The following is a 23,928-nucleotide window of genomic DNA, read 5'->3' as shown; positions in this document are numbered from 1 at the left end:
GTCACCTCCACGGAACTAACTTTCGTTGTAAGCCACGTAATAATAATGAAAAGATATATCCAAAGAACGAAATCAGGATTAATCCGACAAACATCTCTTTTAATAAAAACGCACTGTAGGACGTCCAAATCAAATAACCAATCCCTGAATTTGCGCCCATCATTTCTGCTGCGACAATGGTAAGCAACGCAATTGCCTGCCCCATTTGAATGCCTTCCAGCATGACAGGAAGCGAACCAGGTAAAGCGATTTTCAAAAAGAAATCCTTACTGCTTGCTCCATAATTCTTCGCCACATCCAAATAAATGGAGTCTATCGAAATAACACCAGCTACGGTATTGATCACAACTGGAAAGAAGACACTACCCGCAATGGTAACAACTTTCGACACTTCACCAATACCAAAAATGATTAAAATAATCGGTAATAATGCAAGTGTGGGAATAGGCATCAACGCCATAATAATTGGAGAAATAAAATGGCGGATTGGCGCGTATAACCCCATACACAAACCGATGATTATTCCAGGAATAACACCTAGTAAGAATCCAAACCCTATTCGGAATAGTGATATGTTAATGTGATGAAACAATTCACCAGTCGTGAGCAATTCGAAAAACGTGGTAACAATTGCAGTTGGCGGAGGGAAAAACCTCGCATCAATCAGTCCGGTTTGAGATAGAAATTGCCAGATGAGCAAGAGACATACTGGAGAAAAAATGGTTAGCCACGTCTTCAGTCGATTCTGTCTTTGCTGCTTTCGCCATTCTTGTTGTTCCGTTTCTATTGGATTTTTTATATCCCTCATTTTCCACCACCTCTTCATCCAAATAATATGAAGATCAGAGGAAATGTGTTCTCACTAAATAGCGTCCTATATCGTTTCCAGACGTCGATTATGCTTTTTGGACGTGGTGTCATTTTTTCACACGTCACTCTTTATTTTTCAGATGTCATTCTCAAAGAGTCCGACGGAGCAAACTGGCATTCTAAAAACTCTTCTCAAAACAAAAAAGACCCGGAAAATTTCCGGGTCCCAATTTCTTCTTATTCAACTTATCCGTTTCGGTAAATTTTGGCGCTGGTTTTTAATCTCTGAGTCGATTGTGATTCTTCTGTGTTACCGTTGACTTGTGATTTGGTCCTCTTTGGCCTTGTCCAGTTATGATGTAATTCCGCTGATTTTGAATCCAGTGGTTGTTTTTTACTCATTGCCTTCACCTCTTTTTTTAAGAATGAAAAGAAGAAATMTTGTTCAGTATGCGTATTACTCGCAAATCTATGTGATGCGCAAAATTAATTTCTATTTAATTGCTGAAGAATTAATTCATTAAACCTACGTTCAAAACTCTCATTATCTTCTTTCCTTCTCTTTTTTGGCCCTTTCATTCGACCACCTGCCTGGCGAATTTTCTTGGCAATATGACGACTATCCAATAGCTGATCTATATTTTCATTCGTATACTCGCGACCATTTTGATCCATCACTAATCCTCGTTTGGCTAATACCATTGCAGCCAAACCGTAATCCTGTGTAATAACAATATCTCCAGGTTTAACGCGATTGACGAGCACAAAATCCACAGCATCCATGCCTTTTGATACCATCACTGTTTTGGCACCTTCTCGTTGCATATTGTGTGCTGTATCGCAGAATAAAGTGACAGGCATTTCATATCGTTTAGCGATTTGAATCGTGCTATCTACTACTGGACATCCATCTGCATCAACTAATATGTTGATCATTTTTCACATTTCCCTCCACTTCAAAACAAATTTCCGTCAATGTCCTTTGCTTAGCTTTCCATTAATCAACCAAATCATGTTCGTTATCTAGCACATGCAAATAAAAACGTGTAAACTTAAGCTTACAGATTCTGGCGATTGGAGATAGTTACATGCATTTTTTTTTGAAAGTTGGATTAAGTCTAGTCCGCATGAAAAACTTAACCTTATTATTTGCAGCACTACTCTTTATTGTATTTTGTACGGTGACGATTTACTTGTTGGAACCTGACACGTTTGAAGGCTTGTTAACATCATTTTACTTTGTAATGACCACCTTTGCTACTGTAGGCTACGGTGATTATTCACCAGTTACGGGAGCAGGAAAATTATTTACAGTCATTATGTACTTATTGGGAATTGGATTACTCGGTGTTGTTATCGGGAAAATAGTAGATGCGTTTTCCATATTCAGAAGACGCAAGGAGGAAGGTAAGTTGTCTTATACACATGAACATCACATCATCATTGTCGGGTGGGGAAAGAAAACTGAAATGGCCCTTAAGGAAATTCTTTCATCTGATCCTTCGGTGGAAATTGTCATAATTGATACTCTTCCTACATCTCCTACAGATGTCACCATGGATCGTGTCCATTATGTTCAAGGTGATCCATCTGAAGAAGGACCATTTGTTCAGGCGAATATCACGAAAGCCAAGTCTGTCATCATTTTTGCTGATGAAAACATCCAAGTCGCGTCTTTGCGAGATGCCAAGACATTGACGATTGCTATTACTTGTGAACGTCTAGCTTCAAATGTGCATACGACAGTTGAAGTGATGACGGAAAAACAACTCGCCAACTTCTCACATGTCAAAGTGGATGAGTTTATTTTGTCCCAGGAAACCATTTCTCTACTAGCCGTTCGCTCTGCTTTACATCAAAATGTTGGCAATATCGTGACACAACTGATTAGTCGCACTGTGGGCGAGGATTTGTTTGAAGTCCCGACACGCTCTGAATGGAAGACATATGGGGACGCATTTCATGCATTATTAGTACACGGCGCAACATTGATTGCCGACCGTCAGAAAATGGACATTAATCGTCGTTTACAGGAACACATTCCATCCGATGCAGTTCTTACGGTCATTTGTGATGAATCAACCTATCAATCTATTATTTCGAAAAGTGGGCAGTGAGAATTAAATAAACAAGTAAAGCCATTCTATCGCAGAATGGCTTTTTCTACTTTCTTATTCAGCTAGTTGTTCCGCTAATTTCAACAACTCATCCTTCAATTCATTCTCATTCAGCTCTGACATATTTAAAGTATATGAATACGTAACATCTTTGACAATTACGTCAAGTTGATTGGGTAAGGTATATTGAGCTTGATAGCCATTATTTAAAGTGATTTCTTCCGGATTGCTATCTGGATAATCTATGTTACCCGTTGTAGTAGAAAGCAGCAGGTTATTATCTTGAGCATCTGAAGCCATAAATTGAGCATCCGGATTTTGACCCTTTCCACCGATATCCGTAATTCCTAAAGATTTGAATCCCACAGTTTTGAATGGTAATTCCTCGGGCAAGTTGACTTCATAGGGTAAAGCATCAATGGCCACGTCCACTGAAGGTGCGCTGTAAAACTTGATGAATCCGTCTTCGCCTTCTTTTGATTCAGTTAATTGTGATGTATCTAAGCTATTCGAGCATCCAGCTAACATTAGTAAGCTACCTGCCAATAAGAATTTTTTCATATTTATTCCCCCTACTTTAAAGTATATAGGTTTCTGCTAAATTTTGGAGGTAATGTAAATAAATTAATTTCCTATATATATAACTACAAGCAAGGAGTTGTTGAAACATTGGTTAAAAAGCCTAATGTTTTATTGTTAAGTTGCTTCACTGCACTTGGTTTTATCCTAATTGCATTCATGGTCGGACAAAAACAAATTGAGCAATTTGACAGAGCCATTGCCACTTTCATTCAAAGTTTCGAAACTCCTTTCTCGACGAATATGATGCTTTTTTTCACAAATATTGGATCAGGAACTTCCATTAACATTATTGCTTTTATCATTTTCATTATCTTTTATTTCTTTTTAAAATTTCGGGCAGAACTCCTTCTATTCATTGTCGTCCTGCTCGGTTCACACTATCTTTTTCGCGTAATAAAACTACTTTTTAAAAGAGAAAGACCAGATTTACATCGCCTTATTGAAATTGGTGGGTACAGTTTTCCAAGCGGACATGCAACAAATGCAATATGTATATATGGAATCCTAACGTTTATTTTGTGGCGTCATATTCCATCTCGTATTGGTCGATATCTACTGTTATCTTTCAGTACTTTCATGATTCTTATGATTGGGATAAGCCGAATCCATTTAGGCGTCCATAATCCAAGTGATGTTCTAGCTGGCTATTTTGCAGGTGGGTGTTGGCTAACAATTGCCATATGGGGTTATCATGTTGCGCTCGTTAAGCTTAATTATTTTTGAGATGTCGCTCCAAAAAACGCTTTTGGATAATGTAATTCTCCAACGGTGTTTTCAAGTTCTCTATCTTTCAGTTCACAAACCATGAAAACGTCATCAGACACTTGATATTGTGTCAATTCTAATCCATGAGCTCTAGCCGGTTGAAAACCAAACTTCGGATAATAGGCTGGGTGTCCAATGAGTAAGACCAGTCCATAGTCCAGATTTTTCGCTCTTTTCAAACCTTCTTCAATCAATTTGATGCCAATGCCTTTTTTCTGAAATTCTGGCAAAACAGCAACAGGTGCTAGGACGACTACCTCTTTTTCGCCATTTTTATTGATAATTTTCGCCTTACTTAATAGTAGATGGCCAACTATTTCACCTTGATCATCTGCCACTATCGATAATTCCGGAATGAAGCCATCTGAAAAACGAATGCGCTCCACAAGTTTCGCTTCATCGTCTCTATTTCCAAAAGCCGTGTAATTCAGATTGAATACATGTTTAAAGTCATTTTTCGTTTCAGTTCGAATTTGCATTCTATTCACCTATTTTCTTTAAACTTCACTCTGTACTAACTTCTACCTCTAACACCACAATCCCTTTTTCTCAAACATCTTGTTTCCAAGAGTATAACTAAAAAAGCTTGAAACGGGCTGCGATGGCTCGTTTCAAGCTTTTTTGTGTTAAGTTTCACGGTTGATTTTATTAAATGTTGGCTCACGCGGAAAGTGCAAATGAATGATAACCAACCATACCGTTTATTAAAGCCATCAGTATTATTGATATTCTTTTGCAAATAACCGGACATCTTCTGAAGTAGACGCGTATTTTATCGTGCCTTCATCTTTCATTCCCAACTTTTGTAGAAGGTTCGCAGATTTTTCATTATCGAGTGATGTAAATCCAACAATTCGGCGATACCCTAAATCTTCTGCACCATAAGTTAAGGTAGCTTCTGCCGCTTCGTATGCGAAGCCTTTACCCCAATATTTTGAGAGTACCGCAAATCCAAGATCCACATCTCTCAAGAAATCACGATGAAGCAGCCCACAAAGCCCAATTGGTATTGCATTTTCTTTCATTTCAATTAAGTACAAACCGATTCCATGCTCTTTATACATGGCCATCGGTCCCTCCACGATGTATTCCTTCGCACCTTCTGCCGTGCGAATACCTCTATCACCGATATATTTAATCCAGTCTGGTTCATTCATGAGTTCTACTATAAACTCCGCATCATCTTCAGTTAAATGCCGAAGTATGAGTCTTTCTGTTTCTACTATTTTCACGCAATTCACCTCTAATTTTTACGGTACTTTTTAAGAGCCACAATATTAAGCAGTATAAATACAATTGCAAAACCAAGAAGTACCAATACGTCCAATTTCACGTCACTTAAACCATAGCCTTTATACATTATACTCTTTAACGCGTCTGCACCATACGAAATCGGCATCACTTTAGATAAACCTTGCAGCCATTCAGGCATCCCCTCGACCGGAATAATTCCTGTAAAAAACACTTGAGGCACAATCACTAGAGGGATAAATTGAATCATTTGGAATTCAGAAGATGCAAATGATGAAAGTAGAATCCCCAAACTTAGGGCAACGAGCGCAATTAATCCATTTACCACAAGTACATGCCAAATTGAACCGACCAAAACCATGTCCAAAACATTAACGGCATACGTAACGACGATGATCGTTTGTATGATGGCAAATAATCCATACCCTATCAAATAGCCAAAGACAATTTCCCTTCTTTGAATCGGGGTAGATAATAACCGTTCGAGTGTTCCTGTCATTCTTTCGCGTAGTAGACCTATTCCCGAAATTAAAAACACGAAGAAAAAGACAAAGAACCCAACTAAAATAGGGCTTAATACGTCAAAGAAAGATGTGTTTTCACTTCCATATACATATTTCGTTTCTATTTCTGACGTTCCAGCTAAATTGCCGAACAAAGCTTGTTGAATTTTTGCTCTCAACATTTTCGAACGGGAAGGATCTGTATTTTCAACTGTCAATGTCATTGTTTCCCCATTAACAACAAGGTACCCATCCAATTCATTATCTATGATTGTTTTCTTTATATCATTTGTCTTTGGGAAAGAGATCAACTCTAACTCATTACTCTTCCATTGCTCTATCATTTCGCTGGATACACCTTCAACACCTAGCCTGGAAGGTACATCATTGCTAGTAAACAAAAAATGCATAAGTGTTAAAATCAATAATGGTGCCATAAACAGGAGAGCCAGTGTCCGTTTATCACGAGCTAGCTGTAATACAATTCGTTTAACGAGGGCCCTGATGCGCATCTGATACCCCTCCCGCTTTTAAAAAGACATCTTCCAAATTACTGACTTGATAAGCCTCTTTTAATGCTTGTGGTGATCCAGTTGTAATGACTTTCCCTTCTCTTATCATGGTGAGCTCGTCACACTTATCTGCTTCATCCATGACATGAGTCGTTACAACAATCGTCTTTTGTTCATCATTCTTCAACCGGTTAAGTTCCTGCCAAATGGATTTTCTTAACTCTGGATCAATACCTACTGTAGGCTCATCAAGTATCAAAATCTCAGGGTTTTGAATAAGTGCGATTGCTAGGGAGAGCCGACGTTTCATGCCACCAGAATAAGTTAAAACTTTCTTTGGAATGGCATTTTCGAGTTGAACAATGCGTGTCACATAAGCAATCCTGTCTTTTTGTTCGTTCTTATTCATCAAAAACATGGAAGCAAAAAATGACAAATTTTCGAAGCCAGTCAAATCTTGATAAAGTGCATCCGATTGTGCCATGTATCCAATTTTCTGGAGCAGGTCCAGATTCGGAACTTTTTTTGAAAGCACTTCTACCGTGCCAGTTGATGGTACCTCCATTCCCATGATGAGTTTTATTAATGTTGTTTTGCCAGAACCTGAAGGTCCAATAAGGCCAAGAATTTGACCCGTATCGGCAGAAAAATTCACGTTCGACAGGATTTGATGCTTCCCGTAAGACTTGCTTACATTGGCAACATGTAAAATCGGCATCCTTTACCACATCTCCTTTTTAACCCGTTACTTTTTCAATCAACTCTGGTGCATTATTTTTGGGAGAGTTCACTTTGTCGGAAACTTCATATGCTTCGAGCAAGCCATTTTCTAATGGAATTAAAAACGGTCTCAGCTCATCCACATGATTCAAATTTAGATTTAACCACTTTTGTTCATCTTCTTGTTTAAGAATGACTGGCATCCGATCATGAAAGGATGACATCAATTCATTCGCTTCGGTTGTCAGAATGGTGCATGTGTGAACAAGGTTGCCTTTTGTGTCTTTCCAAGACTCCCATAACCCTGCCATCGCAAAGAGATTATCGTTTTTCATTTTAATGCGCATTGGAATTTTACGGTCTTCCGTACGTTTCCATTCATAAAATGAATCTGCGACAATTAGGCATCTTCTCTTCTTGAAAGCTTCACGAAAACTTGGTTTTTCATGTACAGTTTCTGCTCTAGCATTAATCATTTTAAAACCGACTTTCGGGTCATTTGCCCATGGTGGAACGAGCCCCCACTTTAAAAAGCCCAAACGGTTTTTATTACCATCATTTATCACGGAAAGGACCATTTGGGAAGGTGCAATATTGTAGCTTTCTTCATAATCTTCTTCATCAAAAGTGGCTTCACCAAAACGTTCTTCAATGATTCGAAATTCCGCAAACAAACTGTAACGTCCACACATATTTACTTCCACACCCTTTCTTTTAGAATCAATTCGCTACAATTAATTGATTTCCTTTATTCACACAAACAAAAACCGCCCTTTCTCAGCCGAGAGTTGGACGGTTTGTATTGATAAAGATTTATTGATTGATATACAGCTCAAATGTATCTGTAAAGTCTTTTTTTGCGTATTTTGAGCGATTTTCCTGCATCCAGTCATGTGCGAAACGAGTAATTTCTTCAAACGATTGAGCAGGCGTTACTTCATCATTTCCAATGCGCCCTATCGACTGGGATGCATAAGATAAACTGTTTTCTGCAATGGCGTACTTTTTCTCGTTTTCTTTTACTTCAATGGAAATCGCATACAACACTTTATACAAATCTTTAATTTCCGCCAAAAAGCGTTTATGGATATCCACTGTCATAGGGATGCTACCGATGGTAAATTTAATTTCCACGTCCAAATCAATTGTTCCGGCTGTTTCCAAGGTAACATTTGTAATCGGATGGTACGCATAGTCATAACGTTTGAGTGTACGTTTCTTGCTGATAGCATTTGCTCCATCCACATGAATCAGCGCTTTGTTTGTAAAACAGTACTCGTCTGCTTTTGTCTTAATCAGGAAGAAGATTTCTTCACCCGATTCATGCATAAGAAAATCATCAGACTCCGTTTTATCAAAATCCGCTTTCGGTACGACAATTCCAATATCAGATAAACCAAGTGCATCTGCTGCTAATTTTTTAAACAAGTGTATTCCTCCCGACAATCTAGACTTCTCTTATACATACGAAATAATTCGCTGAAGGTTTCAAAAATAAGGACCAAAGGTAATTTGGTCTATATTTTCCCTACCAACAACATTACTTAACAGAGTGAACCTGTGGATAACTTCGTGGATATTCGAAAATGGTGTTGAATTACTTTTCTTTCATAATCCACTTATAGTAAAAGACAATCAGTACGACGAAACCACCAAGTGCCATATACAAGTTTGCATATCCCATATACGCTACGGCAATGCCAAGCACAAAGGACCCTACTGCAATGCCTGTATCAAAAAGCGTAAAGAATGTGGCAGTTGCATAAGCACTTCTTCGGTTCGGCGATGCCTGAATGGCAAGCGTTTGGAAACTCGGCAATAACGTACCGTAACCCAAACCGATCAACGCGCCTGCCAGTAGTAACATCCAGGCAGACGAAGCCAAACTGAGGACAAACAAGCCTGCTGCAAAAATCAGGATCGAGGGAATGATGATGATATTCGGTCCCAATGTATCAAACAGTCTTCCTGTGATAGGTCGTGAAATGAGCATTGCTGCCGCAAAGACTAGAAAGAAGTAACTGGCTGTTTCAATTAACCCGATTGACTGTGCATATAACGAGATGAATGACATGATACTCGCATATGCAAACGAAACGAATATCCCTACAGACGAAATTGCAAGTGCCTTGCGTTCAAATAGATCAGACCAACTCAGTTTACGCTTAGCACTAGGCTGAACTACTTGAACGGTATCTTTAACAAAAACCCCACAAAGCCAACCAATAATCATAATCACACCAAATATCAAAAATATGGAATGATACGAAATAAGCGGTTGAAGGGTCAAGGCAATAAACGGGCCAACGACAACTGCCAAGTTCATCGACATGCCGAAGTAGCCAAGTCCTTCTCCTCTTCGCTCAGAAGGAACAATATCCGCTGCAATCGACAACGTCACTGTTGTGGCTATGCTGAATGAAACGCCATGTATAAATCGTAAAATAAGTAGTAAACTGATGTCTTCCGTCAATATATAGGAAAAGGTAGAAACTGCAAATGCAAGCATACTTAATCCCAACATGCGTTTTCTACCGAACTTCTCGAGAATCAGTCCAGAAAAAGGCCGGACGAGAATGACAGACAACAGGAAGATGGTCGTGACAAGCCCCGCTTGGGAAACGGTTCCTCCTGGCAGATCGAGAGCATACATGGGCATTAACGTTAACAATGCATAAAACACCACAAATATGAAAAAATTACTGACGGCAATGTTGATGAAACTTTTTGTCCAAATGGATGATTTATTTGATTGCTTATTCATAATCCTTACCTAATTTCTTTAACAGTCGGGTCAGTTCATTTACTTCATTGTCTGACAATGACTGCAACAATCTACCTTCAACTTCCGCAATTTTCCCTTCAATTTTTGGAATCAAAGACTTTGCTTCATCTGTCAACTCGACAATTCTCTCCCGTTTGTCCTTGCCTTCCCTACGGATGATGAAGTTCCGTTGTTCCAGCTTCACCAAAGTTCTCGTTACAGTTGGAGCTTCTACATTTAAATACTGCCAAATTTCAGTCTGCGTCATGATACCGAATCGCTTCAGGCAAAACAGAATGGACCACTGGGCGGTATATAATCCATAATCTTTTAACGCTTCGTTAACTTCCTTATTTGACAATCGCGCTTTCTGATGCATTTCGTGAAACACTAAATTCTTCATCGTCATCTCTTTTCTAATTATTTACCTAGGTAACTACTTTACTATTCTAGTATATAATTTTAAATAAAAAGAGTAAAGAAAAAAACCTGCAGTTCGCAGGTTTCAGTTTTTAACTTTACCTCAATGCTAATGGGAGGATAATTGCTTTATGTAAAATCAATGAATCGATTAGTGAACTCAAATAGACTACAGTGACAAGACCTTCTTTTGTTTGAAAGTCTTTGAAAACGGCATCATCAATATCTGTCAGATCTTTTTTGATAGCTACCAACGGGACTGTTACTGGATTCTTCCCAGACGGTGCGGGGGAAGGTGATTTCATCTTGCTATTTTCATCCGATCACTTCCCTTAATATTGGGGGCATTTCTATTTGATGTAAGTCTTGACTTCTGAAGGAAAGTTTATTCGAAAATATGTAAGTGTTGACATATGCCGCTAACTCTCGTAAACTAACTTACATAAAGTAACTAGCTTTTGAAATGTAACCAAAAAGGAGAATGATTATGACATTCCATCAACATCCAACCACTTATACAAAGCATGTCCATTTACAAGTAGCGGACTTATCTCGCTCTACCATTTTTTACGAAAACATATTGGGACTTCGTATTTTGGATCAAACAAAATCAATTGTCAGTTTTACTACTAACGGACAAGATGCTATCTTAACAATTGAACAACCTATAGAAGTCAGCAACCACCCCGCAAACGCTGCAGGACTGTACCATATGGCCTTGCTACTGCCTTCCAAGAAAGACTTAGGAATCGTTTTCAATCATATTCGCAGCACCGGTTATCCGTTTAGCGGAGCGTCCGATCACATGGTGAGCGAAGCGCTTTACTTGAATGATATAGATGGAAACGGCATTGAGCTCTATTACGACCGTAGCCCTGATATGTGGAAATGGCAACGTGACATGGTTGAAATGACCATCGATCCACTTGATATTCAGAGTCTTGTGGCAAGTGCAGAGCAGACACCATTCAATGGCATGCCTGAAGGAACCGTTATGGGTCACGTTCACCTCCGTGTCGCAGATCTCGATGAAGCAGAAACGTTTTATGTAAAAGGATTAGGATTCGATGTTGTGAATCGTTATGGAACACAAGCATTGTTCATATCTTCAAACGGCTACCATCATCATATTGCTCTTAATACATGGGGACACCCTAGTTCGATTAAACGCACGGATCAAACACTTGGAATGAAAAGTTTTTCAATCGTTTATCCAAGTGAAGAAGCAAGACAAAAAGTTGTTGCACAATTAAAAGAAATCGGTGCAACCGTTTCAGTTCAAAGTGATTATGTAAGTGTGATAGATCCATCCGGTATTGAAGTTCAATTGTTTATCGCATAATTAAAGTCCCAAATAGAGAAACAAGTCGATACGATACGACAAAAAGCCAAACCTAAACGGAAAACTTCCGAATATGTTTGGCTTTTTGTCTATGATCAAATTAATATCACAAAATCCATAAAAATCATCATACACACAAGTGTCTCATCTGGATGAAACAATTAATTCCATATTAAAAGTCAATGAATTACTTGAACAATCAAATTTGAGAGTTCCATAACCTAAACATTCATTTCAAACTTGCATAAATTAGAAAGATTTTATAATGAGGAGTGTAGTTAAATGGTTATGCCATTCGGAAGAGATGAACGTTCGCGACAAAGTTTCCCGAGTTTCCCAAGACCCCGAAGATTCCCAAGGTATCCGTTTTATCCGTACTATCCGTTTTATCCGTATTATCCATTTTATCCTTATTATCCTTACTATCCTTATTACCCAGGATATGGATACAGTGGATACGGTTATTAACAATAGTAAGTTTTCATGAAAATACACTGATACTCTAGAAAAATTCTAGCTCTCTATGTCACAAAGTATGTAATCAAATTGCTCTTTAAATGATTTACAGTGGAATTATTGTACAATTTAAAAGAGATGGTGATTCCATTGTGGAATTCACCATCTCTTTTACTCATTTCGCGTTTAATCTAAGCTTCTCTAACTCTTCTTCGATCAGATTCACATCAATTCGTTCAAATAAAGGACTTACTTGGAAAACTTGATAAGCTACTTTTTCAATTGGCTGCCATGAAAATGGAGCCAATTGTAACATTTCATTAACTTTTTCACTGGAAAACGGCAGAAATGGTGCTAACAGTTGAGTGCAGTTAGAAATGATATGCACACAAGTAAGCAGTACGTTTTGACAGGCTTCCCGTTTTTCATGAATGGTTTTCCACGGTTGCTGGGCGTCGAAGTATTTATTTCCAAAGCGGATTGTTTCAAAGATGACTTCAATCGCTTGTTTAAAATGGCCGTTTTCAATGAGTAGCCCGACTTCATCGTATTTCGACGACACCTTTGCCTTGATGATCGTATCTATTTCCCCTGAAATATGACCTTCGAAAGACTTGTCGATAAATTTCAATGTACGATTCACTAAATTACCATAAGCACCAAGAAGCTCGGAATTATGACTTAAAATAAACTCTCGCCACGAAAAGTCAGCATCTCTGTTTTCTGGTGCATTCGCCGTCAAAAAATAACGGATAGAATCGGGATTGTAGCTTTCCAGTATTTCAGGTACCCATACGGCCCAATTCTTGCTCGTCGACAATTTTTTCTTTTCCAATGTTAAATACTCGTTCGAGATAATGTGGGTTGGGTGAACACCTTTTCCAATCCCCGATAAAATGGATGGCCAAATGAGCGAATGAAACGGAATATTATCTTTCCCATGAACATAATAGGAAATGGTTTCTTTATCCCAAAATGCTTCATCACTTTGATTTGTTTCGTTTGCCCAGCGCTGACTGGAGGAATAGTAACCCGAAACCGCCTCAATCCAGACATAGATTTTCTTCTCCTCATAACCTTTTACAGGAACGCTTACTCCATTCAACAAATCTCTCGAGACAGCACGGTCATGCAAGCCTTCTTTCAAATAGCGTTCGGTTAGATGGATAGCATTCTCACGCCATTGCTTGTTTTGCTTCGCAATTGCCACTCTGTTCTCCAGCTCATTCTGAAATGAACTTAAAGAAAAATAGAAGTGTTCCGTTGTCTTGGTGGTCGGTTCATTGCCACAGATTTTGCACTTCCGCTCAAGTAAATCCAAAGGGTCAAGAATGGCTGAGCAATGATCACATTGATCCCCGCGTGATGGTTGCCCGCAGTTTGGACAAATTCCTTCTACATAACGATCGGGTAAAAACTGTCTGTCGACATCGCAGTAAGTTTGTTCGATCTCCCGTTTATCAATATAGCCATTTTCAAGTAGCTTCAGGAATATTTGCTGAACGACTTCATGATGCTGTGGATGATCCGTTCTTGAATACCTATCATAACTAAAGCCCAGTTTTAAAAAGCTTTCTTCAAATTCCTGATGAAAACGATTGGCGATTTCCTCAATGGATACCCCTTCCTGTTTAGCCCGAATGGAAATCGGTGTACCGTTACAATCACTGCCCGATACATATAAGACATGTTCCCCTTTTTGACGGTAATACCTTGCCAAAATATCTCCTGGCAATAAAGCCGCAACATGACCTAGATGCAACGACCCGTTGGCATATGGCCATGCTCCCCCAATAAAAACATTCATTGTGACTCCCCCTTTAATTGCATACAAAAAACCCCGCCCTTATCTTATCGATAAGGACGAGGTTGAAAAATCCCCCGTGGTACCACCTTAGTTTACAAAGAGCTCACGCCATTTGCCTTCATAAGTACGCAGCAAAAAATCATGCCGGTATACTCAGACATTTGTAACAAGTGTCAATTCTTGTTGCAGCCTACTCATCATCAGATTTTCAGTGCAAAGCTCAGAGATCATGTTCGTAAGACTAGTTTGCTTCATTTCCACCAACAGAAGCTCTCTATATAACATCGTCCCACTACTTTTCCTCGTCATCGCCGTTTCATATATGATTGAAATGATTATAGTGAAAATGGAAATAAAATGAAATATTAATTTTATTGAGTAAACGGGGTAATCGGCATTGATTATCTTTTTATCGGCATAATCTGATTTTTATTCGGCATGAATCGCGATATAATCGGCTTCATCTGATATTTAATCGGCATAAAACGTAATTTAATCGGTTTCACCCATTTATTCCATTAATAATCTTATATTAGTGAAAGTTTCTTTTTTAGGCACACTATTGTTATACTTTTTCCATCACAGCTTTTTCATATTTTTTACATAAGAGGAGCAATTAAAATGATAGAACAAAGAAATTTACGCCTGGTCGTAACAGGCTTGCTTTTAGCGATTTTGATGGCTGCGATGGACAATACGATTGTTGCCACTGCACTTGGGTCGATATTGGCAGACTTAGGTGGAGTCGAGAGCTACGTGTGGATTACATCAGCATATGCTGTAGCCGTCTTGGCAGGGATGCCGATTTTCGGGAAATTATCTGATATGTATGGACGCAAACGGTTCTTCGTCTTTGGACTAGCAATTTTCCTGATTGGTTCTGCTTTATGTGGAATCGCACAATCTGTCCCTCAGTTGGCTGTATACAGAGCTATTCAAGGGATCGGCGGAGGCGCATTGATGCCGATTGCTTTTACGATTGTCTTTGATATCTTCCCTCCTGAAAAACGTGGAAAAATGACAGGATTATTGGGAGGTGTATTCGGCGCTTCCAGTGTACTCGGTCCGTTACTTGGAGCCTTTATTACCGACACAATAAGCTGGCACTGGGTGTTTTATGTGAATGTGCCAATCGGAATTGTATCTCTATTTCTGATTCTGAAATTCTACAAAGAAACGAAGCAAAATACGAAACTTAAGATTGATTGGCTTGGCGCCATCACCTTGATAACAGCTGTTGTCAGCCTAATGTTTGGACTAGAGCTCGCCGGCAAAGAATTTGCCTGGAGTTCATGGCAAAGCTACACATTATTCGGGATTTTCATTGTGTTTTTGATTGTCTTCTTATGGGCAGAAACGAAAGCATCCGAACCAATCATTTCGTTTTGGATGTTCAAAAACCGTCTGTTCGCTTCTTCACAAGTACTCGCATTTATTTTTGGTGCGACATTTGTCGGATTGACGATTTTCATACCTATTTTTGTTCAAGCCGTGTATGGGGGGTCCGCGACGAATGCCGGTATTATTCTGATGCCGATGTTACTTGGATCTGTTGCCGGAAGTGCATTCGCAGGGATTGCACAAACCAAAATTTCCTATCAGAAAATCATGGCTATATCCGTAGTTTTCTACGCAATTGGAATGGCATTCATGTCGACAATTTCTCCTGAAACAAGCCGTATTTTACTTACTTTGTATATGGTATTGGTTGGGATGGGCGTAGGGTTTTCATTTTCATTACTGCCTTCGGCGAGTATGCATAAGATGGATTATCGCCATCGCGGTTCTGCTAACTCGACCAATTCATTTTTCCGGTCATTAGGTTTGGCGCTGGGTATTACCATATTCGGGTCATTGCAAACGAAATTGATGACTAATGAAATACAAGACAAGCTTGGGGGTTCTGGTCAAGATGCATCGCAGACAATTGACAATTTGCAGACCGTATTCCAACCCGACCAACGACAGATGATTCCATCAAACATTTTGGATGTCATTATCAATGCCATGTCGAATTCCATCTCGGCTACTTTCCTTTGGTCACTCATCCCGATTGCCATTGCAATCGTTGCTGTTTATTTCATGGGAAATGAGAAGCTTGAAGTTTCAAAAGAAGAGTAACTGAAGTCGACAATAATTAAAGGGCTTTTCCTCCGTCATGAATGATGACGAAGGAAAAAGCCCTTTTTTGTGTATTATCCCTCAACCTCGACAAATAGACTGACGAGAAATCCAGCACAAAATATTGCAAGTAAAAAAGACGGCACTGCCAGTACTATTTTCAACCACATGGGAGTGTCCTTGAGCCTTTTAAATAACCGGATAGCAATCCACAAATGAATCCAACTAATGATGCTACGAATAATGGCGCTTGCCATCTTCATGTCATCGAAATGAACATATCGCTGAAGATTGTCCATATCAGCAAAGAGAATTCCCATAAAAGCTAGTGCAGTTATGAAAAAGAAGTGGACGAAAAATCTGAAATGATCTGAAATCCTAGTTCTCATTGATTGATGGCATTTAAAAATGCTACTCCATATTTCTCAAGTTTATTGGCACCTACACCACTGACTTCAAGAAACTCTTCCTCGTTTTTCGGACGTTTGGCACACATGTCTTTCAATGTTTTATCCGAGAAGATGACAAATGGCGGAACATTTGATTCGTCAGCCAATCGCTTTCTCACGATGCGTAGTTCTTCAAATAACGGATCATTGTCAGTAACTTGTTGGGTAACAATCGCCCCTTTGCGAAGAACTTTTTGATTTCCTTTCAGTACTTCTTTACTTTTCTCGGTAACATATATTGTTGGAAATGATCCATGTTCGACTGCGAGTAAGTCCTGTGAAATCATGAACTCCATCAAGTTCGCTACATCTTTCGCACTGTAATGCTTTAATATACCGTACGTTGTCAGTCTCTCAAATCCAAATTCAATTACCTTTTTGTTTCTGGATCCCGTCAGTACTTGGGCTGTCAGCATTTTTCCGAATTTCTGTCCCATTCGAATAACGCATGAAAGGACCATTTGGACATCTTGTGTAACGTCCTGACTTTCCCGTTGGTCGGTGCAATTGCTACAATGTCCGCATACGCCTGCATCGGTGTCACCAAAATAGTGAATGATGAATTGCTGCAGACAATTTTCTGTATGACAGTAGTCAACCATTCCCTGCAACTTGATGAGTTCGCCGGGTATACGACTTGGGTCTTGAGCTTGATCAATCAGGAATCGTTGGGTCTGAACATCTTGTGAGGCATAGAGTACAACACACGCACTCGGCAATCCATCACGACCTGCACGTCCTGCCTCCTGGTAATAACTCTCCATATTTTTCGGCAGTTGGTAATGGATAACATAGCGAATATTTGATTTGTCGATACCCATTCCAAAGGCATTTGTCGCCACCATCACCTGAACTTCATCTTTAAGAAAACGTTCCTGCTCATAGGTGCGGTCCTCATCGAACATACCGCCGTGATATTTTGCCACGCTAATTCCTCGTTTTTGCAACATGTCGTGAATATGATTGACTGTTTTTCGAGTAGCTGCATAAATAATGCCTGATTCGTTTTCATTTTTCATTAAATAATCTTTGACAAATTTTTCACGGTCTTGTCCACGAATAACAGAGAATGTTAAATTCGATCGTTCAAAACCGGTCATTACAGTGTTTTCTTCCGTGATATTCAGAATTCGGCAAATGTCTTCGCGCACTTGTGGTGTGGCAGTGGCAGTTAATGCAAGGACTGTCGGTTTATTCGGGAAAAGCTCAGTCATTCGGCTGATTAATCGGTAACTTGGACGGAAATCATGTCCCCATTGAGAAATACAATGTGCTTCGTCAACAGCTATCAATGGTACTGGAATGTCCCGAAGTTCATTCAAAAAGGACTGGGAGTCCAATCTTTCTGGGGCAATATATAAAAGTTTGACAGCACCGCGTTGCACATCATACAGTACTTCACGCACTTCTTCATGACTCAATGAACTATTGATATATGCCGCATGAATGCCCGCTTCCAGTAAGGTATCCACCTGGTCTTTCATTAATGAAATCAATGGAGAAACAACAATCGTAGTACCTTCTAAAACTAGTGCTGGTATTTGATAGCATATAGATTTTCCGCCACCAGTCGGCATCACGCATATTGAATTGTCGCCATTCAGTACTTGTGTAATTACTTGTTCTTGTCCGGTTCGGAATGACTCATATCCAAAAAAGGTTTGTAAGTATTTTGTTGCTTGTTCTAACACATGTGTCACTCCTTATCTGTTACAGATTGAATGTTAATGATATTCAAGTTCTTTATTTTTTTGGTATTACATCACCCGTGACCTTTTGTGATTCCTCTTTTAATTCATCAATTAACAGCTCCGCTGCTCTACGGTACGAGTTGCTGATGTTAACCAGTGAGGTGATCAGAAGAATTTTCTCCAATTTTTCCGCTTCGCTGTCTTTCATTTTGGCCACTTCTTCGTGAACATCTATTGCTCTTTTTTGGAATTCCGACTCGAAATCCGAGGCATTCCCACTCTGAATAGCAAGATAGCTATTATAGAATTTTTCTAGCTCAAAGTCTTCATTTGTCAGTTTGGAATTAAGACCGTCCAGCGTTGACTTAATGTCATTGATTGATAGAGCACCTTTTAATTGATAGACCAAACTGATCAAGATGAGGTGCTTCTTCGAATATTTTTTATTTTTTATAGGAATGAACAGCTTAGCTTTCGCATAGTTGTTGATCATAGTTTTTGTCAGAACTTTTTCTTCTTCATTGCGCTTTGTACTTTTAAAAGTGTGATCAAATAATTGAATGACTTGATCCATATATAAATCGATATCTGGCATTTCCTGAAGTGAAATGTTCTTATCTAAAGAAAGTTTCCTCAACAATTCTTGTGTGTTTTCCATCTTGTATCCCTCGGTTTTCATTGGCATTTAGTAGTTTCAGTGTAACTTAAAAAAGACCAAGCGTAAATATTGACTAGATGGTGATATAGTTATATCGTTAAACGTAGTATTAATAACTACATATTGAATTGGGGGTATTTAAATGCACGCTTATATTCGAGAACCTTTTAATAGTTTATCTCATTTAGTTGGTGCGGTATTATCTGTCATTGCGTTAATTGCTATGACTGTCAAAGCATCTATAAGTGATGTGCCTGTTCTTCATATTGTCGCCGTTATCATATTTGGCATCAGCATGGTTTTATTGTATACAGCATCCGCCACTTATCATATGGTAATTGCGAAGGACAATGTCATTGCCTTTTTCAGAAGACTTGATCACTCCATGATTTTTTTGTTGATTGCAGGATCGTACGCTCCTTTTTGCTTAATTGCTCTAAACGGCAAGAACGGATTTGTTTTATTTTCTGTCGTTACTGGTTTAGCGATTGCAGGTATTCTGTTTAAAATGGTGTGGTTCAACTGTCCGCGATGGCTTTCCACTGCGCTTTATATTGGAATGGGTTGGATTATTGTTTTTCTTGCCTCACCACTTGCGGCAACTTTAAGTGCGAAGGGACTTTGGTTGCTCGTTGTTGGTGGAATCATGTACACAATAGGAGGTATCATTTACGGTGCCAAGCCCAGTTTCATGAAATTCAAATACCTCGGTTTTCATGAAATTTTCCACATCTTCATTTTACTTGGAACCCTTTGTCACTTTTTAAGTGTATATATGTACGTATTATAGAAAAGTAACGAAGTGCCAGGCACCGGTTTTCTCAGAACCTTTGCCTGGCACTTTTGTGTTGTTGCAACTGGCGTATGAATGGAACCCAAACCCTTCTTCGACAAAGCCATATACTAACTCGAATACAGTTTAAAGGAGGTACTCATTTTGGTTAATCAATTTCCCCCATTTTTACCTGGTGATGGCTCGCCAAACTTCCCTGGACGTGGTCCTGGATTTCCACCAGGATTCCCTGGACAAGGAGGATTCCCAGGTCAAGGTGGTTTCCCCGGGCAAGGTCCTGGATTCCCTGGTCAAGGAGGAGGCCAACAACCTTCAGGCGGCCCGCCGTCTGGTCCACCACCATCTTTCGTTCCTCAGCAAGCTGCCGGTGCTCGAGGTGGAGTTTCGGCTTTTGCAGTAGATCCCGGTGCGATTAGGGGCTGTTTGTTCCGGTTTACGTTTATATGGCTACGAAATGGTCGTTCTTTCTGGTTTTTCCCAACATTCGTCGGTAGACAATCTGTTGCAGGTTGGCGTTGGAATGGTCGTAGATGGACTTATTACGGAACAGATTTAGACAGAATCTCATCTTTCCAGTGTTTCTAGAACTTTTTTCTGTGCAAAAATGAAGAGGACGCCTAAAAGTCATTAACCATGACTTTATCGCGTCCTCTTTTTTATTTAGCTTATTAAAGAATGTTAGCCGGCTAGTTACGATAAACAACCAGGGTAGTTTAACAGAGCCTTTAATTTAAAATCTATTGTGTAATTACTCTATAAAAATCTTCTTCATTATCGACTTCAAGATATGAAAAGGCTGATTCCCCTGAAGGATCTTCAAGTTCGGGATCTGCTCCGTACTCATAGAGCATTAATGCAAGTTCATAATTCTCGTTGTATAAAGCATCCATCAAAACAGTCGAATAGTCATTTAGAGCATTCGGATCTGCTCCCGCCTCCAAGAGAACTTGTGCGACATCGTTATTCTGTAAAAAACCTGCGTATGCGAGAGCAGTATATCCCTCAGCATCTGTTTCTTCCAGGTCGGCACCTTCATCAATTAAGGCATTTACTTCTTCAATATCCCCATCGTATGCCGCAGTCATAAGAGGAGTTTCTCCTTCGGTAGGATAATAGTCTTCCTCTGACAAATCGAATGTATCCTCTGAAAGAAGAGATGGAATGAAGCTTGAATAGACCAATCCCCCTGCTGAGAAAAAGAACACAATCAGCAGATAGACTCCAAACATCCCACCAAATAATAAACTGGCACCCAACACTATTTTCCCTTGTTTCGGTTCATATGAGGGTGTTCCCTCTACACGCATAAACTGTCCGACAGATTGGATACGTTTTGGTAAGCGAGGATGACTAGATAAGACTTCACTTAACCACACAGCAACATTGGACTCACTCTTGATTTGTTCTAAATAGGCTGATTCGTTTACTTCTTGATACAAATCCTTGCCAGCTCCAAGAATCGTTAATGCCCGTTTTGCAGCAATTCCATTTTGAGTATAGAAAGCCGCTTCGCGGTCACATGTATATTCACATGAACGACTGTAAGCTTGTGATAAGAAAGGAATGAAAGTTGCAGGAAGCAGTAGCAGGTTCTTCCAAACATGGCGTCGTTTAATATGAGCAAGTTCATGGGCAATGATGAAATCAAGTTCAGCTGCTCCACCCTGTCTTGCAAGTTCGAAAATTTCCGAATAAATGACGACCATATCACGACCTAAAAAGCGTGTTGCAAATGCGTTTAATGCTCCTTCAGACTGAACAATAAATACATCGGGTACACGTTTCAGGCCCATTTCTTGCGATAAAACCACTACCCGTTCGTAAACATCTGGGAATTGGTCTTGGTTAATACGAATTCCATTCCCACGGATTGATCCAAGCATAATCATATTTGCATAAAGTACGATGGCTAATAAGCCAAGCGCTATGCCGATTCCGATAATTGAAATGGCCGCAATGATATAAATAAATATACTGAATATAATACTCAATACGAAGTATATCGTTTCTCTCTCTGATGTTACATTTGGTGTTCTCATTTTGCTGTCCCCTCATGTATAAAATTTACATACAATACTGAATTTAACGGATAATACAGAAGGGGTCAATAGAATAATTTTCGGAAAATAAAAACAAAAAAACGCAAAAGACCAAACCGATGGTCTTTTGCGTTTTTGGGTACTTAAGATTTTAAGAAATCTTGAATTTCGGATAGTAATAAATCCGGTTTTTCCATCATGCTCATGTGTCCGGCACCTTTAATCAAAGCTTGGGAAATGATTTCTTTATGAACAGAGAAAGTTTTTTCGGGAGGGATGACTTGATCCTTCTCCCCAGCAATCAGTAGCGCAGGCAACTTGCTGTTTTTGATGACATGATTTCGGTCTGGTCGATTTTTCATTGCTGTTAACATTCCTATTGCGCCTTCTTCAGTTGTTTCCTTCCCAATTTCTTTTGCTTTTTCTACATCTTCTGCATGCGTCTCCAAGTTTTCAGGCGCAAATAATTTAGGAATTAACCCCTCAATCAAAGCAGGGATTCCTTCCGATTTCACTTTCTCAATGGATGCATCGCGACCTTTCTTCGCTTCCTCAGAATCTGGATGCGCAGTAGAATGAATCAACGAAAAGCCATTCAGTCGTTCTTCATATTTTTCTGCGAATGCCAATGTTATGTAACCACCCAAAGAATGACCAAACAATGTTACTTTCTCCAACTCCAATTGATCCAGTAGTTCTACTAACGTATCCGCCAAGTATTCCATTCCGTAGTTCCCTTTAGGAAAAGTGGAGTCACCATGGCCCGGTAAATCGGGCACAATCACTCGATTGGTTTCGGATAATGCCGGAATCACTTTGTCCCAGTATTCATGACTTCCACAAAAACCATGCAGGAGGACAATTGCCTCACCTTCACCACTGTCTTGGTATGCTAAAGTCAGATTCGATAATTCAATTTGATGATGCCCCATCTTAACAACTCCCGTTTTCATGTTTGTCATACACTTATACCCATTATTTAAACTTTTAAGCGAGGAAATCGGTTCAAATACAAAAATAAGATAGAAGATACATTTTAAACACAAAAAAAGCATGCGCACTGAGTGTACGCATGCTTTCGATCATTTATTGAAAGAATTTAATCAATTGGTTGCTTGACGGTTCTTGTAAAGGATATGTCTCATCACTGTCAGTCTGGCAGACCACATGCAATGTCGGTGTTTCCTTTACAATAAATTTCCAATGAGCCGTTTTTGAAGTACTCGTAGCTTTCAGTTCTTCACGCATCATTTTCTTTCTGAAATTGGCAAGCTTAGCAATCAAGAAACGTTCTTTGTAACGAATTAACAAATACCCATTATGGGCAACACGGTTGAATTTGTTTAGACTAACTTCTCTTAAATCAAATCCATTAGACTTATTTTGAACAGACGGTGACAATACAAAAAAGTCACGTTTCTTAAAAATGGTTGTATTTAAATGTTGTACTAACCCTAATTCATTTGTCAAAAAGTCCTTGTTAACAGCACTTGGAATTTGATTATTATCCATTCTTCACCTCTTCTAAAAGTTCTCTTATAATAAGTATACACCTTTATGGATGAAATTTCACCTCTTCATGGCTTTAAACCACTATAGAATGCATGTCGCGACAACATTTCCCACCCATTAATCGTTGCTGTTCATGATATTACTCCGCTACTTGGACAAATAATAATAATTTTAAATTTAACTGTTTTCAAATGAGATTATTTGATTTCTCCTGCTTAGTTTGCTTAAAAGTGGCTCATACTATTCCAATTAATTTTCTTCATTTACATCAAAAAACGCAGTTGTAGCTTATCGTGTCATTTGCGCTATCTGCATGTTCCGAATGAGCCAACAAGTATAAAATCCACATACTTGTAGGTCTCAAGCTTCGAAAGTGTTGCTCCTGAGGTTACTCGTCGCAAAGAATAGGGTCAAACTACCTTTGACCCTATTCTTTGCTGCGACATGCAATGTAATCTTTCGTTTTTTTCAATATCAACAGCTTTCTTTCATTGGAACTGATGTCTTACTCCAGAGGAATCGTGTCTTTCTCCAAGCGAATGATCAAATACGGTAGGTGAGTGGACAAAAAGCATAGTTGAACGGACGAAAACTTACAATGAATGGACAATAACTC

At 39.2% G+C, this 23,928-nt stretch carries 25 protein-coding genes and 1 other annotated feature; of the genes, 6 read left to right on the top strand and 19 right to left on the bottom strand.

The annotated features are described in order from the left end of the window. Position 1 precedes the first annotated feature (1 nt). The 3 genes from AC1DSK_RS00505 to AC1DSK_RS00495 all read right to left on the bottom strand — a co-directional run bounded on the left by AC1DSK_RS00505 (position 2) and on the right by AC1DSK_RS00495 (position 1,746). Entirely contained in the window at positions 2–808 is an 807-nt protein-coding gene (locus AC1DSK_RS00505) for an ABC transporter permease (protein WP_477546122.1), read from the bottom strand. 248 nt (positions 809–1,056) lie between these two features. After that, positions 1,057–1,212, bottom strand: coding sequence for a YpzG family protein (locus AC1DSK_RS00500; protein ID WP_477546121.1), 156 nt, complete (start codon positions 1,210–1,212; stop codon positions 1,057–1,059). An 84-nt stretch (positions 1,213–1,296) separates the two neighbouring features. After that, positions 1,297–1,746, bottom strand: a complete 450-nt coding sequence (locus AC1DSK_RS00495) for a YaiI/YqxD family protein (protein ID WP_016428481.1) — start codon at positions 1,744–1,746, stop codon at positions 1,297–1,299. 152 nt (positions 1,747–1,898) lie between these two features. Here AC1DSK_RS00495 and AC1DSK_RS00490 point away from each other — a divergent pair, with 152 nt between their 5' ends. Beyond that, positions 1,899–2,927, top strand: coding sequence for an ion channel (locus tag AC1DSK_RS00490; RefSeq protein WP_477546120.1), 1,029 nt, complete (start codon positions 1,899–1,901; stop codon positions 2,925–2,927). A gap of 54 nt (positions 2,928–2,981) precedes the next feature. Here AC1DSK_RS00490 and AC1DSK_RS00485 read toward each other — a convergent pair whose 3' ends face one another. Continuing rightward, positions 2,982–3,488, bottom strand: coding sequence for a hypothetical protein (locus tag AC1DSK_RS00485; RefSeq protein WP_477546119.1), 507 nt, complete (start codon positions 3,486–3,488; stop codon positions 2,982–2,984). A 108-nt stretch (positions 3,489–3,596) separates the two neighbouring features. Between AC1DSK_RS00485 and AC1DSK_RS00480 the strand changes: the two genes are divergently transcribed. Beyond that, positions 3,597–4,232 carry a phosphatase PAP2 family protein gene (locus AC1DSK_RS00480; RefSeq protein WP_477546118.1) on the top strand — a complete coding sequence of 212 codons (636 nt, stop codon included), beginning with the start codon at positions 3,597–3,599 and terminating at the stop codon, positions 4,230–4,232. On the opposite strand, the gene AC1DSK_RS00475 is transcribed toward AC1DSK_RS00480, so the two are convergent. The 9 genes from AC1DSK_RS00475 to AC1DSK_RS00435 all read right to left on the bottom strand — a co-directional run bounded on the left by AC1DSK_RS00475 (position 4,223) and on the right by AC1DSK_RS00435 (position 10,749). Next, positions 4,223–4,753 (bottom strand): GNAT family N-acetyltransferase, encoded by a 531-nt coding sequence (locus tag AC1DSK_RS00475; RefSeq protein ID WP_477546117.1) that lies wholly within the window; start codon positions 4,751–4,753, stop codon positions 4,223–4,225. The two genes, AC1DSK_RS00480 and AC1DSK_RS00475, sit on opposite strands and share 10 nt — an antisense overlap. Positions 4,754–4,993: 240 nt before the next feature. Next, complete coding sequence (locus AC1DSK_RS00470) at positions 4,994–5,506, bottom strand: GNAT family N-acetyltransferase (protein ID WP_477546116.1); 513 nt, start codon at positions 5,504–5,506, stop codon at positions 4,994–4,996. An 11-nt stretch (positions 5,507–5,517) separates the two neighbouring features. Beyond that, positions 5,518–6,540 carry an ABC transporter permease gene (locus tag AC1DSK_RS00465; protein ID WP_477546115.1) on the bottom strand — a complete coding sequence of 341 codons (1,023 nt, stop codon included), beginning with the start codon at positions 6,538–6,540 and terminating at the stop codon, positions 5,518–5,520. Then, positions 6,518–7,258: an ABC transporter ATP-binding protein gene (locus tag AC1DSK_RS00460; protein ID WP_477546114.1), complete on the bottom strand. Its 741-nt coding sequence runs from the start codon at positions 7,256–7,258 to the stop codon at positions 6,518–6,520. The genes AC1DSK_RS00465 and AC1DSK_RS00460 overlap by 23 nt, the downstream gene beginning before the upstream one ends. Before the next feature lie 19 nt (positions 7,259–7,277). After that, entirely contained in the window at positions 7,278–7,952 is a 675-nt protein-coding gene (locus AC1DSK_RS00455; RefSeq protein ID WP_477546458.1) for an SOS response-associated peptidase, read from the bottom strand. A 121-nt stretch (positions 7,953–8,073) separates the two neighbouring features. Further along, entirely contained in the window at positions 8,074–8,688 is a 615-nt protein-coding gene (locus AC1DSK_RS00450) for a PH domain-containing protein (protein ID WP_477546113.1), read from the bottom strand. Positions 8,689–8,857: 169 nt separating this feature from the next. Further along, positions 8,858–10,024, bottom strand: coding sequence for an MFS transporter (locus tag AC1DSK_RS00445; protein WP_477546112.1), 1,167 nt, complete (start codon positions 10,022–10,024; stop codon positions 8,858–8,860). Beyond that, complete coding sequence (locus AC1DSK_RS00440) at positions 10,017–10,427, bottom strand: MarR family winged helix-turn-helix transcriptional regulator (protein ID WP_477546111.1); 411 nt, start codon at positions 10,425–10,427, stop codon at positions 10,017–10,019. The genes AC1DSK_RS00445 and AC1DSK_RS00440 overlap by 8 nt, the downstream gene beginning before the upstream one ends. Before the next feature lie 115 nt (positions 10,428–10,542). Next, a complete protein-coding gene (locus tag AC1DSK_RS00435) occupies positions 10,543–10,749 on the bottom strand; it encodes a hypothetical protein (RefSeq protein WP_477546110.1) in 207 nt (68 codons plus the stop codon). A 182-nt stretch (positions 10,750–10,931) separates the two neighbouring features. On the opposite strand from AC1DSK_RS00435, the gene AC1DSK_RS00430 reads away from it, so the two are divergent. After that, positions 10,932–11,786, top strand: a complete 855-nt coding sequence (locus AC1DSK_RS00430; protein ID WP_477546109.1) for a VOC family protein — start codon at positions 10,932–10,934, stop codon at positions 11,784–11,786. A gap of 631 nt (positions 11,787–12,417) precedes the next feature. On the opposite strand, the gene metG is transcribed toward AC1DSK_RS00430, so the two are convergent. Next, a complete protein-coding gene (gene metG / locus AC1DSK_RS00425; protein WP_477546108.1) occupies positions 12,418–14,049 on the bottom strand; it encodes a methionine--tRNA ligase in 1,632 nt (543 codons plus the stop codon). 49 nt (positions 14,050–14,098) lie between these two features. Then, positions 14,099–14,367: a binding site (T-box leader), on the bottom strand. A 303-nt stretch (positions 14,368–14,670) separates the two neighbouring features. On the opposite strand from metG, the gene AC1DSK_RS00420 reads away from it, so the two are divergent. Then, a complete protein-coding gene (locus tag AC1DSK_RS00420) occupies positions 14,671–16,170 on the top strand; it encodes an MDR family MFS transporter (protein WP_477546107.1) in 1,500 nt (499 codons plus the stop codon). A 385-nt stretch (positions 16,171–16,555) separates the two neighbouring features. Here AC1DSK_RS00420 and recQ read toward each other — a convergent pair whose 3' ends face one another. Both recQ and AC1DSK_RS00410 read right to left on the bottom strand, forming a co-directional pair. Next, on the bottom strand, positions 16,556–18,310 hold the full coding sequence (gene recQ / locus AC1DSK_RS00415; RefSeq protein ID WP_477546106.1) for a DNA helicase RecQ: 1,755 nt from the start codon (positions 18,308–18,310) through the stop codon (positions 16,556–16,558). Positions 18,311–18,362: 52 nt separating this feature from the next. Further along, the gene (locus AC1DSK_RS00410) at positions 18,363–18,968 is read right to left on the bottom strand and encodes a DUF1836 domain-containing protein (RefSeq protein WP_477546105.1); all 606 of its coding nucleotides are present in this window, start codon (positions 18,966–18,968) and stop codon (positions 18,363–18,365) included. A gap of 142 nt (positions 18,969–19,110) precedes the next feature. Here AC1DSK_RS00410 and trhA point away from each other — a divergent pair, with 142 nt between their 5' ends. Next, complete coding sequence (gene trhA / locus AC1DSK_RS00405; protein WP_477546104.1) at positions 19,111–19,758, top strand: PAQR family membrane homeostasis protein TrhA; 648 nt, start codon at positions 19,111–19,113, stop codon at positions 19,756–19,758. 147 nt (positions 19,759–19,905) lie between these two features. Further along, a complete protein-coding gene (locus AC1DSK_RS00400; RefSeq protein ID WP_477546103.1) occupies positions 19,906–20,346 on the top strand; it encodes a transporter in 441 nt (146 codons plus the stop codon). 152 nt (positions 20,347–20,498) lie between these two features. Here AC1DSK_RS00400 and AC1DSK_RS00395 read toward each other — a convergent pair whose 3' ends face one another. The 3 genes from AC1DSK_RS00395 to AC1DSK_RS00385 form a co-directional block, all read right to left on the bottom strand. Further along, positions 20,499–21,800: a M48 family metallopeptidase gene (locus AC1DSK_RS00395; RefSeq protein WP_477546102.1), complete on the bottom strand. Its 1,302-nt coding sequence runs from the start codon at positions 21,798–21,800 to the stop codon at positions 20,499–20,501. Positions 21,801–21,943: 143 nt separating this feature from the next. Further along, positions 21,944–22,732 carry an alpha/beta fold hydrolase gene (locus AC1DSK_RS00390; RefSeq protein ID WP_477546101.1) on the bottom strand — a complete coding sequence of 263 codons (789 nt, stop codon included), beginning with the start codon at positions 22,730–22,732 and terminating at the stop codon, positions 21,944–21,946. 154 nt (positions 22,733–22,886) lie between these two features. Next, positions 22,887–23,312: a hypothetical protein gene (locus AC1DSK_RS00385; RefSeq protein ID WP_477546100.1), complete on the bottom strand. Its 426-nt coding sequence runs from the start codon at positions 23,310–23,312 to the stop codon at positions 22,887–22,889. Between the last annotated feature and the right edge of the window lie 616 nt (positions 23,313–23,928).

The sequence above is a fragment of the Paenisporosarcina sp. P4_B8 genome (assembly GCF_056402175.1).
The sequence above is the reverse complement of the archived record's forward strand: the minus strand, read 5'-3'. Positions and strand labels throughout refer to the sequence as shown.

Bases quoted from the DNA above. Each gene is read 5' to 3' on its own strand.
- AC1DSK_RS00385 (WP_477546100.1), bottom strand. From the start codon at position 23,312: ATGGATAATAATCAAATTCCAAGTGCTGTTAACAAGGACTTTTTGACA.
- trhA (WP_477546104.1), top strand. From the start codon at position 19,111: ATGCACGCTTATATTCGAGAACCTTTTAATAGTTTATCTCATTTAGTT.
- AC1DSK_RS00485 (WP_477546119.1), bottom strand. From the start codon at position 3,488: ATGAAAAAATTCTTATTGGCAGGTAGCTTACTAATGTTAGCTGGATGC.
- AC1DSK_RS00410 (WP_477546105.1), bottom strand. From the start codon at position 18,968: ATGGAAAACACACAAGAATTGTTGAGGAAACTTTCTTTAGATAAGAAC.
- AC1DSK_RS00395 (WP_477546102.1), bottom strand. From the start codon at position 21,800: ATGAGAACACCAAATGTAACATCAGAGAGAGAAACGATATACTTCGTA.
- AC1DSK_RS00430 (WP_477546109.1), top strand. From the start codon at position 10,932: ATGACATTCCATCAACATCCAACCACTTATACAAAGCATGTCCATTTA.
- AC1DSK_RS00505 (WP_477546122.1), bottom strand. From the start codon at position 808: ATGAGGGATATAAAAAATCCAATAGAAACGGAACAACAAGAATGGCGA.
- AC1DSK_RS00455 (WP_477546458.1), bottom strand. From the start codon at position 7,952: ATGTGTGGACGTTACAGTTTGTTTGCGGAATTTCGAATCATTGAAGAA.
- AC1DSK_RS00465 (WP_477546115.1), bottom strand. From the start codon at position 6,540: ATGCGCATCAGGGCCCTCGTTAAACGAATTGTATTACAGCTAGCTCGT.
- AC1DSK_RS00495 (WP_016428481.1), bottom strand. From the start codon at position 1,746: ATGATCAACATATTAGTTGATGCAGATGGATGTCCAGTAGTAGATAGC.
- AC1DSK_RS00500 (WP_477546121.1), bottom strand. From the start codon at position 1,212: ATGAGTAAAAAACAACCACTGGATTCAAAATCAGCGGAATTACATCAT.
- AC1DSK_RS00420 (WP_477546107.1), top strand. From the start codon at position 14,671: ATGATAGAACAAAGAAATTTACGCCTGGTCGTAACAGGCTTGCTTTTA.
- AC1DSK_RS00440 (WP_477546111.1), bottom strand. From the start codon at position 10,427: ATGAAGAATTTAGTGTTTCACGAAATGCATCAGAAAGCGCGATTGTCA.
- metG (WP_477546108.1), bottom strand. From the start codon at position 14,049: ATGAATGTTTTTATTGGGGGAGCATGGCCATATGCCAACGGGTCGTTG.
- AC1DSK_RS00445 (WP_477546112.1), bottom strand. From the start codon at position 10,024: ATGAATAAGCAATCAAATAAATCATCCATTTGGACAAAAAGTTTCATC.
- AC1DSK_RS00475 (WP_477546117.1), bottom strand. From the start codon at position 4,753: ATGCAAATTCGAACTGAAACGAAAAATGACTTTAAACATGTATTCAAT.
- AC1DSK_RS00390 (WP_477546101.1), bottom strand. From the start codon at position 22,732: ATGGGGCATCATCAAATTGAATTATCGAATCTGACTTTAGCATACCAA.
- AC1DSK_RS00435 (WP_477546110.1), bottom strand. From the start codon at position 10,749: ATGAAATCACCTTCCCCCGCACCGTCTGGGAAGAATCCAGTAACAGTC.
- AC1DSK_RS00460 (WP_477546114.1), bottom strand. From the start codon at position 7,258: ATGCCGATTTTACATGTTGCCAATGTAAGCAAGTCTTACGGGAAGCAT.
- AC1DSK_RS00490 (WP_477546120.1), top strand. From the start codon at position 1,899: ATGCATTTTTTTTTGAAAGTTGGATTAAGTCTAGTCCGCATGAAAAAC.